Consider the following 16829-nt stretch of genomic DNA (forward strand, 5'->3'; position numbering starts at 1 on the left):
ATGGAAAACACGTTAAAGCAGTTTATTGATCATAATATACCGCAGCTGGAAACGACAATGTATGAACTCGTTGAATCGATTAAAGCCCCGGCACATTTAAAAGAATCGATGCTGTATTCATTAAAAGCAGGAGGCAAACGAATTCGTCCTTTATTTGTTGTGGCGGTTTGCGAAATGTACGATCAGTCTCTTGAGTCAAGTTATTCGGTAGGCTCTGCTGTCGAAATGATCCATACGTATTCGTTAATCCATGATGACCTGCCAAGTATGGATGATGATGAATTGCGCAGAGGAAAGCCAACGAACCATGTTGTTTATGGAGAAGCATTGGCAACTTTGGCTGGTGACGCTTTAAACACATTAGCATTTGGTGTCATCGCACGTTTAAATAATCTTTCTGCAGAAAAACGCATTGAGCTCGTTAACCTGTTAAGTATTGCGGCAGGTGCTGAAGGAATGGTCGGCGGACAAGTGCTTGATATGGACGGAGAAAAGCGTCTATTAAATTTACAGGAGCTTGAAACGGTTCATGTAAATAAAACAGGTGCATTACTTCGTTTTAGTATTGAAGCAGGTGCCGTGCTGGCAAATGCAAGTAAATCTGACCGTGAAGCATTAGTGGAATATGCGCACCATATCGGTTTAGCCTTCCAAATTCAAGATGATATTTTAGATATTGAGGGAACTTCGGAACAGCTAGGGAAAACAGCAGGAAAAGACGTTGCAAGCGAAAAAAGTACATACCCTGCTTTACTTACATTAGACGGTGCAAAGCAAAAGCTGGATGAGCATTATGAGCTGGCGATTGAAGAATTGCAAAAAATTGACATCGATACGACATTGCTTCGACAATTTGCACAGTATATTGTGAGACGTAGTAACTAAAATGTGTTAAACTTTTGTCTTGTGTTGTACATTGATATAATAGAAAAATCACAACGGTGAATAAACTGATGAAAAGGTGTGTGGATGAGATGGATTTAACGAAAATTTCTAGTCCATCCTTTTTGAAAGACTTGAATAAAAAGCAACTAGAAGCGCTGGCTGGAGAAATTCGCGCTTTTCTGATCGAAAAATGTTCAATTACGGGTGGTCATATTGGCCCGAATTTAGGTGTCGTTGAGCTGACGATTGCACTGCATAAAGCTTTTAACAGTCCAAAGGATAAATTTTTATGGGATGTCGGGCATCAAGCATATGTCCACAAAATTTTAACAGGCCGGGCAAGTCAATTTGACACATTACGTCAATTTAAAGGACTATGCGGTTTCCCGAAGCTTGTCGAAAGTGAACACGATATGTGGGAAACAGGGCATAGTTCCACATCTTTATCTGCAGCGATGGGTATGGCTGCGGCGAGAGATATTAAAGGGGACAAAAACTTTGTTGTTCCGATTATCGGTGATGGTGCACTGACAGGCGGTATGGCACTGGAAGCATTGAACCATATTGGTCATGAAAAAACGAATATGATCGTTATTTTAAATGATAACGAAATGTCGATAGCACCGAACGTTGGGGCATTGCATGACGTTTTAGGGCGTCTGCGTACGGCAAAGGAATATTCACGTGCAAAAGAAGATTTGGAATCATTAATTCACAAAATTCCAATGGTTGGCGACAAGCTGGCCGCTACTGCTGAACGTGTGAAAGACAGCCTAAAGTATTTAGTTGTATCAGGTGTATTCTTTGAGGAATTAGGATTCAAATATTTAGGTCCGATTGACGGGCATGATTTTGAAGCACTGGAAAAAACATTGGAATATGCGAAAAAAGTGCAAGGTCCTGTGCTTGTTCATGTACTTACGAAAAAAGGTAAAGGCTATAAACCTGCCGAAGACGATACAATCGGCACTTGGCATGGTACGGGTCCATATAAAATGGAAACAGGTGCTTTCGTAAAATCTTCAACAAAAGGTCCGGCGTGGAGCAGCTTAGTCGCAGAATCGGTTCGTAAATGTATGAAGGAAGATAACCGGATTGTAACGATTACACCGGCAATGCCTGTCGGTTCAAAGCTTGAAGGCATTCAAAAAGATTTCCCGAATCGCTTCTTCGATGTAGGGATTGCCGAACAGCATGCAACAACAATGGCGGCAGGGCTTGCAACACAGCAAATGAAACCGTTTTTATCAATTTATTCGACGTTTTTACAGCGTGCTTATGACCAGGTGCTGCATGATATTGCACGCCCGAATCTGAATGTTTTCATAGGTATTGACCGTGCAGGCCTTGTTGGCGCGGACGGCGAAACACATCAAGGCGTATTTGATATTTCGTTTTTACGTCATATCCCGAATATCGTCCTGATGATGCCTAAAGATGAAAATGAAGGTCAGCATATGGTGAAAACAGCAATTGATTATAATGATGGTCCAATCGCGCTTCGTTACCCGCGTGGCAATGGCTTAGGTGTTGAGATGGATGCGGAAATGAAAGCATTGCCGATCGGTTCATGGGAAGTGTTACGCGAAGGCTCGGATGCAGTTATTCTGACATTCGGTACAACGATCCCAATGGCTCTGAAGGCAGCGGAACAGTTGGCATACCAAGGTATTGATGTACGTGTTGTTAATGCACGTTTCATTAAACCGATGGATGAAGTGATGCTGCATGGAATTATGCAGGAAAACTTGCCTATTTTAACAATTGAAGAATCATTGCTGCAAGGCGGGTTTGGTAGTGCAGTGCTGGAATTTGCATTTGATAAGAAGTACCGCAATGTTCAAATTGAACGTATCGGGATTCCGGATGAATTTATCGAGCATGGTGAAGTTGATTTATTATTAGAAGAAATAAACGTGACAGCTGAAGAAGCGGTAAAACGTATTACACAGCTTGTACCGAATAAACAGTCGGATAGGGTTAATTAAAGAATGACAAAGCAAAAAAAAGAACGAGTAGATGTAATGCTTGTTGAACGCGGCTTATGTGAGACGCGTGAAAAGGCAAAGCGCTCGATTATGGCTGGTCTCGTGTTCTCAAACGAAATCCGCATTGATAAAGCAGGGGAAAAAATCGAAATCGATGCACCGCTGCAAGTAAAAGGCTCACAGTTAAAATATGTGTCACGAGGCGGATTGAAGCTGGAAAAGGCTCTTGAAATTTTCGATCTATCTGTAGAAGGTAAGCTAATGCTTGATATCGGTTCTTCAACAGGCGGATTTACGGATTGTGCACTGCAAAACGGTGCTCGTCATTGCTATGCACTGGATGTCGGATCGAACCAGCTTGCATGGAAAATCCGTTCAGATGAGCGTGTAACGGTAATGGAAAAAACAAATTTCCGTTACACAAAGCCGGAAGATTTAATAGAAGGCTTACCAAGTTTCGCGACAATCGATGTTTCGTTCATTTCGCTGTCGTTAATTCTACCTGTATTGAAAACGGTTTTAATGCAAGGTGGCGATGTTATGGCACTTGTAAAGCCGCAATTCGAGGCAGGTCGTGAAAATGTAGGGAAAAAAGGGATTGTCCGTGAACCAAAAGTCCATTTAGCTGTTTTAGAAGAAACAGCAAAAATGGCAACGGAAATCGGATTTGTTGTAAAGGATGCTTCGTTTTCACCAATTACAGGCGGGGAAGGGAATATTGAATTTTTATTCCATCTATATAATCCGCATGATGGTGAAGAGGTAGATGCCTTCACAAACTTCGAACAAGTCGTAAAAGAAGCGCATATGCAGCTGAAATAATGGAAAGCACAAAACAGATTCTTAAGGATTTGTTTTGTGCTTTTGTTTTTGTTTAGTTGAAACAGACTGTGATTAAGCGTCAAAAATGTATTTTTATTTTAAACTAGAGATTAAATTTTATGCGAAATTTGCAGCTGATCACTTTCCTTTTTATGTAGAAAACAGTCGGAAAAAACGGATTTTTGAACATATGTACGGTTTTTTCTTGTTTTTCCTTTATGCAAATGGTAGTGTAAATATACATATATTCCTATACATTTTAATGAGGTGACTTTTGTGAACAAAGGACAGCGCCATATACGCATCCGTGATATTATTACAAATAACGAAATCGAGACACAGGACGATTTAGTCGATCAGCTGAAAAATGCCGGATACAACGTCACTCAAGCAACGGTTTCACGAGATATTAAAGAATTGCATTTAGTAAAAGTACCGTTACAGGACGGTCGTTATAAATATAGTTTACCAGCAGACCAACGTTTCAACCCAATTCAGAAATTGCATCGTTCGTTGGCAGATGCTTTCGTTTCGATTGATGGAGCTTCACATTTTCTAGTAATGAAAACATTGCCGGGGAATGCGAATGCAATCGGATCATTGCTGGACCATCTGGACTGGTCGGAAATTTTAGGAACGATTTGTGGAGACGATACGATTTTAATCATGTGTCGAACAGAGGACGAACGTGAAGAAATAAAAAATCGCTTATTAGATATGCTGTAAACCGAGGTGGAATGGTTTGTTAAGAGAATTAAGCATTCGAAATTTTGCTATTATTGATGATTTAACCGTTAGTTTTTTCGGTGGTTTAACTGTTTTGACAGGTGAAACAGGTGCCGGAAAGTCGATCATTATTGATGCGGTTAATATATTGGCTGGCGGACGCGGCTCTACCGAGTTTATCCGCCACGGAGAAAAAAAGGCGGAACTGGGCGGATTATTTCATGTAAATAATAGTCTGCATCCGATTTTTGCGAAACTCGAAGAACATGGGATTGAATCTGAAGAAGATACGATTATTTTACGACGTGATTTGCATGATTCAGGAAAAAGTGTTTGCAGAGTGAACGGCAAACTTGTTCCATTATCTGTTTTACGGGATATTGGCGGCAGTTTAATCGATATTCATGGTCAACATGAAAATCAGGAGCTTATGGATGAAAAATTCCATATCAATTTACTGGATCATTATGCACATAATATGCTTCAGCCAGTGAAAGCGAAGTACGATGAAGCATATGAAGCGTATCGTCAATTAAAAAGAGAAGTGGCCGAGCTAAGTATGGACGAGCAGCGAATGGCACAGCGCATTGATTTATATCAATTCCAAATCCAGGAATTGGAACAGGCCGGCTTAAAAATTGATGAAGAAGAGGCATTGGATGAAGAACGCCTCCGTTTAATGAATTTCCATAAAATATTTGAACGTGCGAACATTGCGTATTCAGCGATTTCCGATGATGGAACAGGACTGGATTTCATCGGTAATGCGATGAATGCACTAGAAGACATTGTGGCACTTGATCCGAATTTCAAAGAGGCTTCAGAAGCGGTCACTTCAAGTTTTTATGCATTGCAGGATGCGGCATATCAGGTAAAAAATGTACTCGATGATTTAGAGTATGACGCAGAGCGGTTGAATGAGGTTGAGCAGCGTCTTGCTTTATATCAAACTATGAAACGTAAGTACGGTACGACAGTTGAAGAGATATTAACGTATCATGAAAAAATTGAAGAAGAGTTAAGCCAGCTTATGAACCGTGATGAAACATTGCAGAAAAATGAGCAATTGCTGGCGAAAATGGAAGCAGAACTAAATGAAATTGCCGTAGAGTTGACGACAATTCGCAAAGAAAATGCAATCAAGCTAAGTGATGCGATTATGAATGAGCTGCGTATGCTTCATATGGAAAAAGCGCAGTTTATCGTTAAATTTGAGCCGCTGAATCAGCTGGACGCGAACGGCAAGGATTTTGTCGCATTTTACATTTCTACAAATGTTGGAGAACCACCGAAGTCGTTACCTAAAGTCGCTTCCGGCGGGGAACTTTCGCGTATGATGCTGGCGCTGAAAACTATATTCTCTTCGTCAAACGGCATTACGTCAATTATTTTCGATGAAGTCGATACGGGTGTAAGCGGACGTGTCGCTCAGGCTATTGCCGAAAAAATTGCCGCAATTTCAGTTAATTCACAAGTTTTATGTATTTCTCACTTGCCGCAAGTTGCCGCAATGGCTGATCATCATTACTACATTAAAAAGCAAGTTGAGCATAACCGTACATTTACTTCAATTACGGAAATGGAAGAAAAGGAACGAATTGTGGAAATCAGCCGCATGATGAGCGGGGCAGAAATCACAGATCTGACATTACAACATGCTTCAGAATTAATCCACATGGCCAATGAACGTAAGGAAATGATGAATTAAATATACAAAAACCGTCTAAAATTTAAAAATTTTTAGACGGTTTTTTATTTTTTAAAACGTATAAGTTTCAAGGTCGCGGAGCAGCAAGGATTACAACGAATACATACTAATTTTTCCTCATATCAACAAAATTTTTCCGTTCATAACTCCGTCAAATTTTCACATAGTAAGCGCATAGAGGAGGTGAAGAATGATAAAAAAATGGTCGATACTCGTTGCATTGCTTTTTATGTTATCACCAATAGAAGTATTGGGGAAATCATTAATTCCAATGGGCCATTCAATTGGCGTTCAGTTGGAGATGCCTTATGTAATAGTTGCACAGGACGTATTATTGGAAAATAGTGAGTGGTTGAAAAAGGGAGAACATATTTTAAAACTTAATGGTGAAAAAGTAAGCCAGTTAGAAGACATTGCCGGCAAAGGCGAATCATTTACACTGACCGTTGAAAATGGAAAGCAACAACGAGAGATCAGCGTATCAGCTCATGAACTGGTGCATTTAAAACCATTTTTAAAAAGTGAAACAGATGGAATAGGGACGTTAACGTATATCGATCCTGAAACGATGGAATACGGAGCGCTTGGACACCAAATTGTAGATTCTACAATGAAGCAGCCTCCGAAATTCAATGATGGTGCAATATTTGAAGCATCAATATCACAAGTGAAGAAAAGTACGCCTGGACAGCCAGGTTACAAAATTTCAGTTGTTGATAAATCTCAAATGCCACTTGGTTCAGTAATAAGCAATGATGTATACGGTATTTTTGGTAATTGGAAACAATCTTTACATGACAGTTTGCATCCGCCGCTGGAAATTATACATGCAAATGAGTTGAAAAAGGGAAAAGCACAAATCTTAACGGCAATCGACGGGGAAGAAGTCAATTTGTTTAATATCGAAATTGACAAACAAACGGATAATACGTTTACTTTCAACGTCGTCGATGAACGTCTTATAAAGAAAACGGGCGGTATTGTTCAAGGGATGAGCGGAAGTCCTATTATACAGAATAACCAGTTTGTTGGTGCGGTAACGCATATGTTTATCGAAGAACCAACAAAAGGTGCCGGTATTCTTGTTATTGAAATGCTGAAAAAGAGCCCGTACTAAAATACTTTTGACTATACTTTTTTAATAAAGTGTAGTCTTTTTTTGATTTTTTCATTACAATAGTACATAATGATAAATCGACAAATGATGAACCATATATTTCCTTGTCGAGAAACAGAGAAAAGATAATACTTGTTACTTATTTTTTATGAAAGAAAAGGAAATTTAGTAATTCTGTCGAAACTTCACTAAAGGACAATGCAAAATAAGAGAGATCGAAAGACAACTGTCGCTCATTTTTGTTACAATTGTATTACACAGGAAGTTTGTACATTTGTAAGAAAGCTCATACAATTTGCCATTGTAATGAATATATAATAGATAGAATTATAAAAGGGGGATTTTATTTGTCAAAGGTGAAAATTGCGATTGCTGATGATAATCGCGAATTAGTTAAAATGATGGAAGTGTATTTTACGAATCATCCGCAAATTGAAATTGTTGCAACAGCTTCTAACGGAAAAATCTGTATTAAAATGTTGGAAGAGCATAAAATCGATGTTCTGCTATTGGATATCATTATGCCGCATTTGGATGGACTGGCTGTATTGGAAGAGATGTATAACGATGAACGTCATACACAGACTCAAGTCATAATGCTAACTGCTTTTGGCCAAGAAGATGTAATGAAGCAGGCTGTGAATTACGGTGCATCTTACTTCATGTTGAAGCCTTTTGAATTTGAACAGCTTGTTCAAAAAATTCTGCATTGTGCAGGCAAGAAAATTGAACAAGAAAAACGTACACCGGTTTTATCAACGAGTACTCCTGCAAAAATGGACACACGCTTATTAGATACAACGATTACAGGCATCATTAAAGAGATTGGTGTACCTGCACATATAAAAGGATACGCTTATTTACGTGAAGCGATCCAGATGGTTTACAATGATATTGAGTTACTAAGCTCGGTTACGAAAATCTTATATCCGGAAATCGCGAAAAAATTCGGGACAACCCCGTCACGTGTGGAACGTGCCATTCGTCATGCCATTGAAGTAGCCTGGAACCGAGGCAGCTATGAGAACATTTCGGAGCTGTTCGGCTATACAGTGCACCATATGAAATCAAAACCGACTAACTCAGAGTTTATCGCAATGATTGCGGATAAGATCCGTATTGAAATGGTAGCGAGTTAAGCGTTGGTATGACTGCCTTTGTAGCGTACAGGCTATCGGAGAATGACCGGTAAACTTAATATAAATACCGATTATATAACGGAATCAATAGCGCCTTCTAAGACAGTTTATTACGACTGTTTTGGGAAGCGTTTTTTCTATGGAATTAAGTCCGTTTTTAATCGAATTGATCGGTACATGCTTGATTGTAGTGGCAATAGGATTCTCAAAAAAGACGATGAGTTCATATGAACAGTCGTTAAAACTTTTTGCACGTTACTAATGGGATTCATTTAATATTGACGAAGTTTTGGAAATGACAACGGAGCATGTGCGAGCTTATATCCGTTCAATTGAGTGAAGAGGCAAGTTCGAGGTAAGCGCTGAGGAAAATCCTGTTAATTATCCTAAGCGTAGAGGAGATTACAGTAAGGCAGTAAGCAAAACGACCTTAGCAAATTATTTCCGTAACATTAAGGCGTTTTTGTCGGATCTATATAACAAGCAAACTACATAAAAATTTGTTAAAGAATAAAAAAATGGTTATATAGATAGTCAATTTGTATTTCTGACCAATCGTTGCTTAAAACATCGTTTAGGAAGTGTGTAGAACGTTCTTTAAGTCTTCATAGTCGGGATGTTGGTTTCTAAGTAGCTCCGCTAAATCCGTTGCCCCCCCAACGGCACTACGCTAAACTGCGCCGTCTGTAGTCAGTAAATTGTAAGCATCAAATTTAAAACACATCAACTCTTGAGGTTTATACAGGACGCACCATTCCATAAAACTCCGCAGCCTCTATATATTTCGCTACAATTCTTCAAAACTATCCGATTAATCCTCCTCAGTATAATCGATTAGCATTAGTTTTAATGCCCGTTTGCACTTGATATGCCAAATCAATCCTTTGGTTAGCAGTTTTTTAACGTCGATATTATCGGTATTAGCGATTAATATCCGTAATTTTTTAGTGCGTACTTTATGGAGCCGTATATCGTCTAAACATTTCCTTCTCTCAAGCTCATCCAAGTTAGCACCTCATTTAGTTTGGTTAACATTACCACATCGCGGATACATTTACACTATAAATCTTATTAATGCGCAGTGAAATTTAACTATGCAAGTAGTTAACCATCTCGCATCGCCTTAATTTAGCTCATGTATAAAATGGTGGAACCAGTGCACCATAAGAAATCAAAACCGAGTAACTCAGAGTTTATCGCAATGATCGTGGATAAGATCCCGTATTGAAATGGTAGTGAGTTAAATATTAGTTTAAGTGCGTTTTACCACGGAATCTAATTTTTTATTACGAGAATATTACTTTATTAATTAGCCTTCTTAAACAGTTTCTTTCGACAGTTTAAGAAGGCTTTTTTATGTCATTATGATATTCGATTTTTTTATACCGTTCCAAAGGAATTATCCATTCTATTTGCTATAATGGAAATGTCTTCATCAACGAATATGAACGTATCCTTGATTATTACATAACTATCAACTGCTTGAGCTAGATGCTCATCATTATCTAGTAGTTCTTTTAAATCTTCACTTACAAAATAACAGTCTTCCGAACTATCATAAGAGCAGTCTTCTATCTCACTAATACCGGCATCTTTAAAGTAATTATTCATTTCGTTCAAAATGTTATATAATTTTTTATCAGAGAAATACTTATATTCACTGCCATCAAACATCTTGATATATAAATATTCGAACTTATACTCACTCCATAGTTCATCCTCATTCATAAGTAACAGGAAAAGAAATCTTTCCTCTGCTTTATCATTTCTATAATAAATCTCTTCAGTATTCAACTCATAATTTTTAATCCTTTTTAGAAAAAGCCGTTTGTTATCAAGTACAATAACACTCATTTCATAACCATCCTTTTACATTCATTGGTAATTTATGAGCATTTTAACCTAAAAAGAGGTTTTTTAGACTTTGTGAAACTATAATTGATGTACATCATGTTACGCGAATAAAGAAATTTGTAATTAACGTTTAACAAAAAATTACAACGGGTAGAATTAAATAGTAAGGCTAAGAAATTATTCGTCTTCGTTTTTACCTCCTTTCTTTGGATAATATGTTTGAAAACGTATTATTCTTTTTGTGTCTAGCCGATGCTGGACACTTTTTTTGTTGTCATAGGATTTTAATATTAATTTCACATTATTAATATAATTTCGCAGTAGAATAGGGGGACAACAATAAGGAGCGATGATAAATGAAACGATGGAAATACGTATTGATACTTCTCGGCGTCCTAATGTTTTTTCTGCTTGTTAGATTTCCGCAAGATTTTGATGCATCTCCTACGACAACGGCCATTTCTCCGGATGAGGTTGTAAAAAAATATAAGGAAGAACTACATGTTCAACGTGAGACGTGCTATAACGATATATTGCTGCTTGGTACATTAAGTAACACACAGCTTCAAACGATGGAAATGGAGCTTGAAAATTATTTAAGTGAACTGGGCACTTTAAGAAACGAGATTATAGAAAATAATATAAACCATCAAAACTTAACCAATTCAATTGAACTAGATATACTAATGATTAATCGAACGCTTAGGGCTATTGAAACACAGGATGAAAAATATTTAAAAGACCTGTCAGATATGTATCATAATCTACTCCAATTCCAACATTCACTATAATAAAATATTATAGATGTTTCTAACTTATGAAATAGATACTTTACGACTAATTAGTGGACATGCTAAAAAACCTCCTTACAATCCAATTTTTAACTAAACAATTATCGGAATTATGTATATACTGTAATGTATGAGGAGGTGGAATGGCATGATTATTCATGAAAATCACTTTTTTGAGATAATAAAAAATGATAGGAAAGTATATATACAAACACGACAGCCAGGTTTTATGCTAAAAGACTTCGAAACGATTGTGCGCCAAAATCCTCGTATTAAATTAACGAATTTTGCATTATTAAAAGAGGGACTAAATGAAGTGACTGACACCCCCGTTGAAATCGGTATATGGCTTCCATCGATTGTAATCGAAGTTTCCCGAGATAAAATGTCGGCTTCGCTTTTTGTATATGAAACGGCGGAATATATTAAAGGGAATGTGCAATCCATACAAAATAAGGTTCAGAAGCTTCTAGCTGAAGATAACATAACGCACGGGATTTTAAATGTGAAATGGGAATCTATTGTCACTGCGAAGGCTACATTGATTGCGCAAGGAACTCCACCTGTCAAAGGGGCAGATGCACAAATTACCTATTTAGAATTACCTGAGCGAAAACCGGTTATAAGAGAAGATGGCAAAGCGGATTATTATGATATGAACTTCATTTATGAAATTGAAGAAGGCGCATGGCTTGGTGAGAAAATTCTTGCACAGCCAGGTATTCCGGGAACAAATATTTATGGGGAATCGATTCCTGCACCTCTGGGGAAAGATTTGCCGTTGAAATATGACCAGAAATCAGCATATGAAGTTGAAGAGGAAGGAAAAACGATACTTCGGTCGAAAATTAGCGGGGTAGTTGAAGAACACCAAGGAATGGTGAGAGTCAATCAGCATTTACCAATTGTCGGTGATGTCGGCATTGAAACCGGGAATATTGAATTTAATGGGTCTGTCTCGATCAAAGGAACAGTCCAGCCAGGCTTTTCCGTTGTTGCAAATGGTGACATTTCAATCGAACATCCGGAAGGTGTATCCGGAGCAAAACTGATTAAGTCCCTTTACGGAGATATTTTTATTCGAGGAGGCATATTCGGGTTAAGCGAAACACTAGTAGAAGCTGCCGGTGATATATTCGTTAAACATGTAAATGACGCCCATTTAGTCGCAGGTCAAAATCTGAATATTGGATTTTATTCATTGGGTTCGAATTTATCCGCACATTCCATTTTAGTTGATGAGCGTAAAGGGAAAATCATTGGTGGAACTGCAATCGCAAAAAGTACAATCGTTTCGGCTTTTACAGGGAACCGATTGGAAAGACCGACTGAATTAATTATTAATAGCATAAATAAAGCACAAAGTCTTGAGGACATCCAACACAAGGCATCAATGCTAAAATCAACGCAGGAAGATATATTACAGTTTGAGACACAAATAGAACGCATCCTTCCTGTTATACATACGTTAACACAACGACAATTGGCGGCACTGGAGCTAACAAAACAAAAGCTCGCTTCCAATAAAGAAACTGCGCAAAATTTAGATCGGGAAATTAAACAATTAATGAATGATTTGCGCAAAGTTAGTAAAGCAGAGATTCATGTGACGAAAGAAGCATATCCTGGTACATATATACAGATTGGCAAAAAGTCCACTGTTTTGACGTCTATAACAAATGGACGATTTTTAATAGAAAATGGAGAGTTGAATGTATAATGAATAACATACCCATTTTTGCCCACCGAGGGGCATCAAGCTTTCACTTAGAAAATACGTTTGCTGCCTTTAAAAAAGCGAAAGAACTAGGGGCAGATGGCATTGAACTGGATCTCCAAGTTTCAAATGATGGTATATTAGTGGTATTTCATGACAATGACTTAAAGAGACTTGCCGGTATTAACAAAATGGTTAATCAGTGCTCTTATGATGAGCTTATTCACTATAAATTAGGTCCGCGGTTTAAACGGCTGTTTCGACGTGATCGGATGATTGCCTTTGCCGACGTACTCGAGTGGGCGAATGCTGAAAAAATTGCGTTGAATGTAGAGCTTAAAGAGTCGTTAATAACGAACGAACATGTTCTGAAGGAATTACTGCAAACGATTAGCTTACCTGAAAATAGCCATTTTTCGTCATTCCATGATTCTCTGCTAAAACTTGTGAAAGAGATTCGCCCGGACATCGAGACAGGGTACATTATTACAAGGAAATTCTATTGGGCCACATTAGCGGAACAAAATTTTTTCGATGCGATACATGCACATAAACGTTACTATAAAGGGCAATATTTAGAGGCTTGTAAAGCGGCCAATATCAGCATGCGTTTTTACGCAATCCAGGGAAATGAATCTTTCTTAAAAAATCCCCATTCCATTGTAAAAGGGTGGATTACGGATTTTCCGCATTTAGTTCAGGAAGCCCAGATAAATCGACAAGTTTAATTATTTTAATGGAGGATGGAAGTCACTCCCTATTTACTTTTACCTTAATAATTTTGTGGAATGACGCTATAACATTACTTTTATTAAATGAATAATTAACTGAATATGCCAAAAAATCAAATTTCCCTATAAAGGGAAATTTGATTTTTTTGTCTTTATTTCTGCCAGCGCTCCGATACTTTACCGCGCTTGCGATCCCGGTGCAGTAAAAACCCTGCAAAAAATAAAAATGAAACGGCAAAAAATATGGCACCGACGATGAATTGTAACCAAATCCAAGGAAATGGTGAAATTAAAATACCGAATAATGTATCTCTCATAAACTTTATCCCGGCAGCCATTAAAATTGCAGGAATGACCAGTACGATAAATGCAGCCATACGTGCCATTTACAAACCTCCTCCAGACAAAAAACAGTAAAAGAAACAATGTCTGAGATTATTTTACTATCACTTAATTTTACAATGCAGGTAGAGAAAGTCAATAATCGGGTATAGATTCATAGAATGGAAATATGGGTATAGCCAAACAAAACTGAAATTACTATACTAAAATAGTAATTTCGAAAGTGTTTTCGTGCTATTTTCAAGTGTAATTTTAGATGTAAATTGTCCGAATATTCTAATTTAAATTAAATTAGAGATTTCTAGTTGCATCCTTTTAGATTTATAAGTATTGTAAAAATAACGATAATAAAGTTATACCATTTTAAGTATTTATTATCTTTAATTAACAGAAAATAATAATATACGAGAAAGTAAGCGCTTTCTTGAGTGGAGGGGTATAGTATTATGGAAATTTTCAAGTACATGCAGAAATATGATTTTGAACAAGTAGTCTTTTGCCAAGATGAGGCATCGGGGTTAAAAGCGGTCATTGCTATTCATGATACAACATTGGGTCCAGCTCTTGGGGGTTCGCGCATGTGGACATATGCCTCGGAGGAAGCAGCTATTGAAGATGCACTTCGTCTTGCACGCGGTATGACTTATAAAAATGCGGCGGCAGGCTTAAATTTAGGTGGCGGTAAAACAGTTATTATTGGAGATCCATTCAAGGATAAAAATGAAGAAATGTTCCGTGCATTAGGACGTTTCATTCAAGGTCTGAATGGTCGATATATAACGGCAGAAGATGTAGGTACAACAGTTGCAGATATGGATTTAATCCATGAAGAAACAAATTATGTAACAGGTATTTCACCGGCATTCGGCAGCTCTGGCAATCCATCGCCAATTACAGCGTATGGTGTATATTTAGGAATGAAGGCAGCAGCGAAAGAAGCGTTTGGAGATGACTCGCTGGCAGGTCGTAAAGTGGCAGTTCAAGGTCTTGGGAATGTTGCGTACACATTATGTGAATACTTGTATAATGAAGGAGCGAAACTAATCGTAACTGACATTAATCAGCAAGCAATCGACCGTGTCGTTGCAGACTTTGCCGCGGTAGCAGTAGCACCTGATGAGATTTACGCACAAGATGTGGATATTTTCTCACCGTGTGCTCTTGGCGCAATTGTAAATGATCAGACGATTCCGACGTTCAAAGCGAAGGTTATCGCTGGATCTGCAAACAATCAGCTGGCAGAATCAAGACATGGTAAAGTTTTGCATGATTTAGGGATTGTTTATGCACCGGATTATGTGATTAATGCAGGCGGTGTTATTAACGTAGCAGACGAGTTATACGGCTATAATCGCGAGCGTGCAATGAAGCGTGTTGAAACGATCTACACAAGCTTGGAAAAGATTTTTGCAATTTCAAAAGATGAAGATATTCCAACTTATTTAGCTGCAAACCGTTTAGCAGAAGAGCGTATTGCTCGTGTGGCGAAATCCCGCAGTCAGTTCCTTCAAAACGAAAAAAATATTTTAAACGGTCGCTAATATGCGATTACGAAAGAAGAACTTGATTTTGTAACTGGAAAAAGGGGTGTCGGTTATGGCGAAAGATTATGATGTCGTTATTTTAGGCGGAGGCACAGGCGGTTATGTAGCCGCGATCCGTGCGTCACAGCTCGGATTGAAAACGGCAATCGTCGAAAAAAATAAAATGGGGGGTACATGTCTGCATGCGGGCTGTATCCCGACAAAAGCATTGCTCCGAAGTGCGGAAGTATATGTGCAATCCAAAAAGGCACTCGATTTTGGAGTGGAAGTAAATGACGTCAAAATCGACTTTGAACGTGTCCAACAACGAAAGGCTACCGTTGTAGATAAACTTTACAAAGGTGTCCAGCACTTGATGAAAAAAGGAAAGATCGATGTGTATGACGGTTTTGGACGCATTTTAGGACCATCTATTTTCTCGCCGATGCCAGGTACGATTTCAGTGGAAATGAATGATGGTACAGAAAATGAGATGCTTGTGCCGCAAAACGTGATCATTGCGACTGGTTCTCGCCCTAGAACATTGGACGGATTGAAAGTTGACGGAAAAAAGATTTTCACATCAGATGAGTTCCTGACAATTGAAAAGCTTCCGAAGTCAGCCATTATTATCGGTGGTGGCGTAATCGGTGTCGAATGGGCGTCAATGCTCACTGATTTCGATGTCGAGGTCACGATTATCGAGCTTGGTGATCGTCTACTGCCGACTGAAGATGCAGCAATTTCCGCAGAGATGCTGAAATCTTTGAAGAAGCGCGGGGTAAACGTTCATTTCAATGTCAAACTCGATCCTTCGGCAATTGATACGAAGGAAGATGTATCAATTCAAGTGAATGATGAAACCATTTCAGCGGAAGTACTTTTACTTTCAGTTGGAAGGTTAGCGAACACTTCAAATATTGGTTTGGAAAACACGGAAATCGAACTGGATAATGGATATATTTCAGTAAACGAACATTTCCAGACGAAAGAACGTCATATATATGCTATAGGAGATGTTATCGGTGGAATGCAGTTGGCACATGTTGCTTCACATGAAGGAGTTCGTGCTGTCGAACATATTGCGGGACAGAATTCGATTCCACTGCATTATGCAAATATTGCACGAGGCGTCTACAGTAATCCGGAAGTCGCAAGTGTCGGCCTTACAGAAGAGCAAGCGAAAAACAACGGCTATAAAGTTGTGACAACAACATTCCCGTTTAAAGCGATCGGTAAAGCGATTGTTTATGGTGAAACAGCAGGCTTTGTGAAAGTAGTTGCGGATGAAAATTCGAATGATGTTGTCGGCGTCCATTTAATCGGACCGCATGCAACGGATTTAATTTCCGAAGCTGCACTTGGCTTGTTCTTAAATGCCTCACCATGGGAAGTTGGACAGATGGTGCATTTGCATCCTTCCTTAAGCGAAATTATTGGGGAAGCCGCGCTGGCGATTGAAGGCAAAGCGATTCATTTTTAATAG

15 protein-coding genes are annotated in these 16829 nt (G+C 38.4%); 13 read left to right on the forward strand and 2 right to left on the reverse strand.

Annotated features, from left to right (window positions below):
• The 8 genes from ABS917_RS03865 to ABS917_RS03900 all read left to right on the forward strand — a co-directional run bounded on the left by ABS917_RS03865 (window position 1) and on the right by ABS917_RS03900 (window position 8647).
• Window positions 1–885, forward strand: coding sequence for a polyprenyl synthetase family protein (locus ABS917_RS03865; protein WP_350477753.1), 885 nt, complete (start codon window positions 1–3; stop codon window positions 883–885).
• A gap of 89 nt (window positions 886–974) precedes the next feature.
• Entirely contained in the window at window positions 975–2873 is a 1899-nt protein-coding gene (gene dxs, locus ABS917_RS03870) for a 1-deoxy-D-xylulose-5-phosphate synthase (RefSeq protein WP_350477754.1), read from the forward strand.
• Between the two features lie 3 nt (window positions 2874–2876).
• Window positions 2877–3695 carry a TlyA family RNA methyltransferase gene (locus ABS917_RS03875; protein ID WP_350477755.1) on the forward strand — a complete coding sequence of 273 codons (819 nt, stop codon included), beginning with the start codon at window positions 2877–2879 and terminating at the stop codon, window positions 3693–3695.
• A gap of 276 nt (window positions 3696–3971) precedes the next feature.
• Window positions 3972–4421 (forward strand): transcriptional regulator AhrC/ArgR, encoded by a 450-nt coding sequence (ahrC, locus tag ABS917_RS03880; protein WP_079527588.1) that lies wholly within the window; start codon window positions 3972–3974, stop codon window positions 4419–4421.
• Window positions 4422–4437: 16 nt separating this feature from the next.
• Entirely contained in the window at window positions 4438–6129 is a 1692-nt protein-coding gene (recN, locus tag ABS917_RS03885; RefSeq protein ID WP_350477756.1) for a DNA repair protein RecN, read from the forward strand.
• A 190-nt stretch (window positions 6130–6319) separates the two neighbouring features.
• The gene (locus tag ABS917_RS03890) at window positions 6320–7246 is read left to right on the forward strand and encodes a SpoIVB peptidase S55 domain-containing protein (RefSeq protein WP_350477757.1); all 927 of its coding nucleotides are present in this window, start codon (window positions 6320–6322) and stop codon (window positions 7244–7246) included.
• Between the two features lie 347 nt (window positions 7247–7593).
• Window positions 7594–8385, forward strand: coding sequence for a sporulation transcription factor Spo0A (spo0A, locus tag ABS917_RS03895; RefSeq protein ID WP_350477758.1), 792 nt, complete (start codon window positions 7594–7596; stop codon window positions 8383–8385).
• Between the two features lie 139 nt (window positions 8386–8524).
• The gene (locus ABS917_RS03900; RefSeq protein ID WP_350477759.1) at window positions 8525–8647 is read left to right on the forward strand and encodes a hypothetical protein; all 123 of its coding nucleotides are present in this window, start codon (window positions 8525–8527) and stop codon (window positions 8645–8647) included.
• Window positions 8648–9765: 1118 nt separating this feature from the next.
• On the opposite strand, the gene ABS917_RS03905 is transcribed toward ABS917_RS03900, so the two are convergent.
• The gene (locus tag ABS917_RS03905; protein WP_350477760.1) at window positions 9766–10239 is read right to left on the reverse strand and encodes a DNA polymerase III subunit alpha; all 474 of its coding nucleotides are present in this window, start codon (window positions 10237–10239) and stop codon (window positions 9766–9768) included.
• A gap of 356 nt (window positions 10240–10595) precedes the next feature.
• On the opposite strand from ABS917_RS03905, the gene ABS917_RS03910 reads away from it, so the two are divergent.
• The 3 genes from ABS917_RS03910 to ABS917_RS03920 all read left to right on the forward strand — a co-directional run bounded on the left by ABS917_RS03910 (window position 10596) and on the right by ABS917_RS03920 (window position 13475).
• Entirely contained in the window at window positions 10596–11030 is a 435-nt protein-coding gene (locus ABS917_RS03910) for a hypothetical protein (RefSeq protein ID WP_350477761.1), read from the forward strand.
• Window positions 11031–11178: 148 nt separating this feature from the next.
• Window positions 11179–12750, forward strand: coding sequence for a flagellar assembly protein A (locus tag ABS917_RS03915; protein WP_350477762.1), 1572 nt, complete (start codon window positions 11179–11181; stop codon window positions 12748–12750).
• A complete protein-coding gene (locus ABS917_RS03920; RefSeq protein ID WP_350477763.1) occupies window positions 12750–13475 on the forward strand; it encodes a glycerophosphodiester phosphodiesterase in 726 nt (241 codons plus the stop codon). Before ABS917_RS03915 ends, ABS917_RS03920 begins: the two co-directional genes overlap by 1 nt.
• Window positions 13476–13630: 155 nt before the next feature.
• On the opposite strand, the gene ABS917_RS03925 is transcribed toward ABS917_RS03920, so the two are convergent.
• A complete protein-coding gene (locus ABS917_RS03925) occupies window positions 13631–13864 on the reverse strand; it encodes a DUF2627 domain-containing protein (RefSeq protein WP_008404214.1) in 234 nt (77 codons plus the stop codon).
• Window positions 13865–14266: 402 nt separating this feature from the next.
• Here ABS917_RS03925 and ABS917_RS03930 point away from each other — a divergent pair, with 402 nt between their 5' ends.
• Together ABS917_RS03930 and lpdA are read left to right on the forward strand one after the other, a co-directional pair.
• Entirely contained in the window at window positions 14267–15361 is a 1095-nt protein-coding gene (locus ABS917_RS03930) for a Leu/Phe/Val dehydrogenase (RefSeq protein WP_350477764.1), read from the forward strand.
• A 55-nt stretch (window positions 15362–15416) separates the two neighbouring features.
• On the forward strand, window positions 15417–16826 hold the full coding sequence (lpdA, locus tag ABS917_RS03935; RefSeq protein ID WP_350477765.1) for a dihydrolipoyl dehydrogenase: 1410 nt from the start codon (window positions 15417–15419) through the stop codon (window positions 16824–16826).
• Window positions 16827–16829 lie beyond the last annotated feature (3 nt).

This window comes from Solibacillus sp. (assembly GCF_040273735.1).
Lineage (GTDB): Bacteria > Bacillota > Bacilli > Bacillales_A > Planococcaceae > Solibacillus.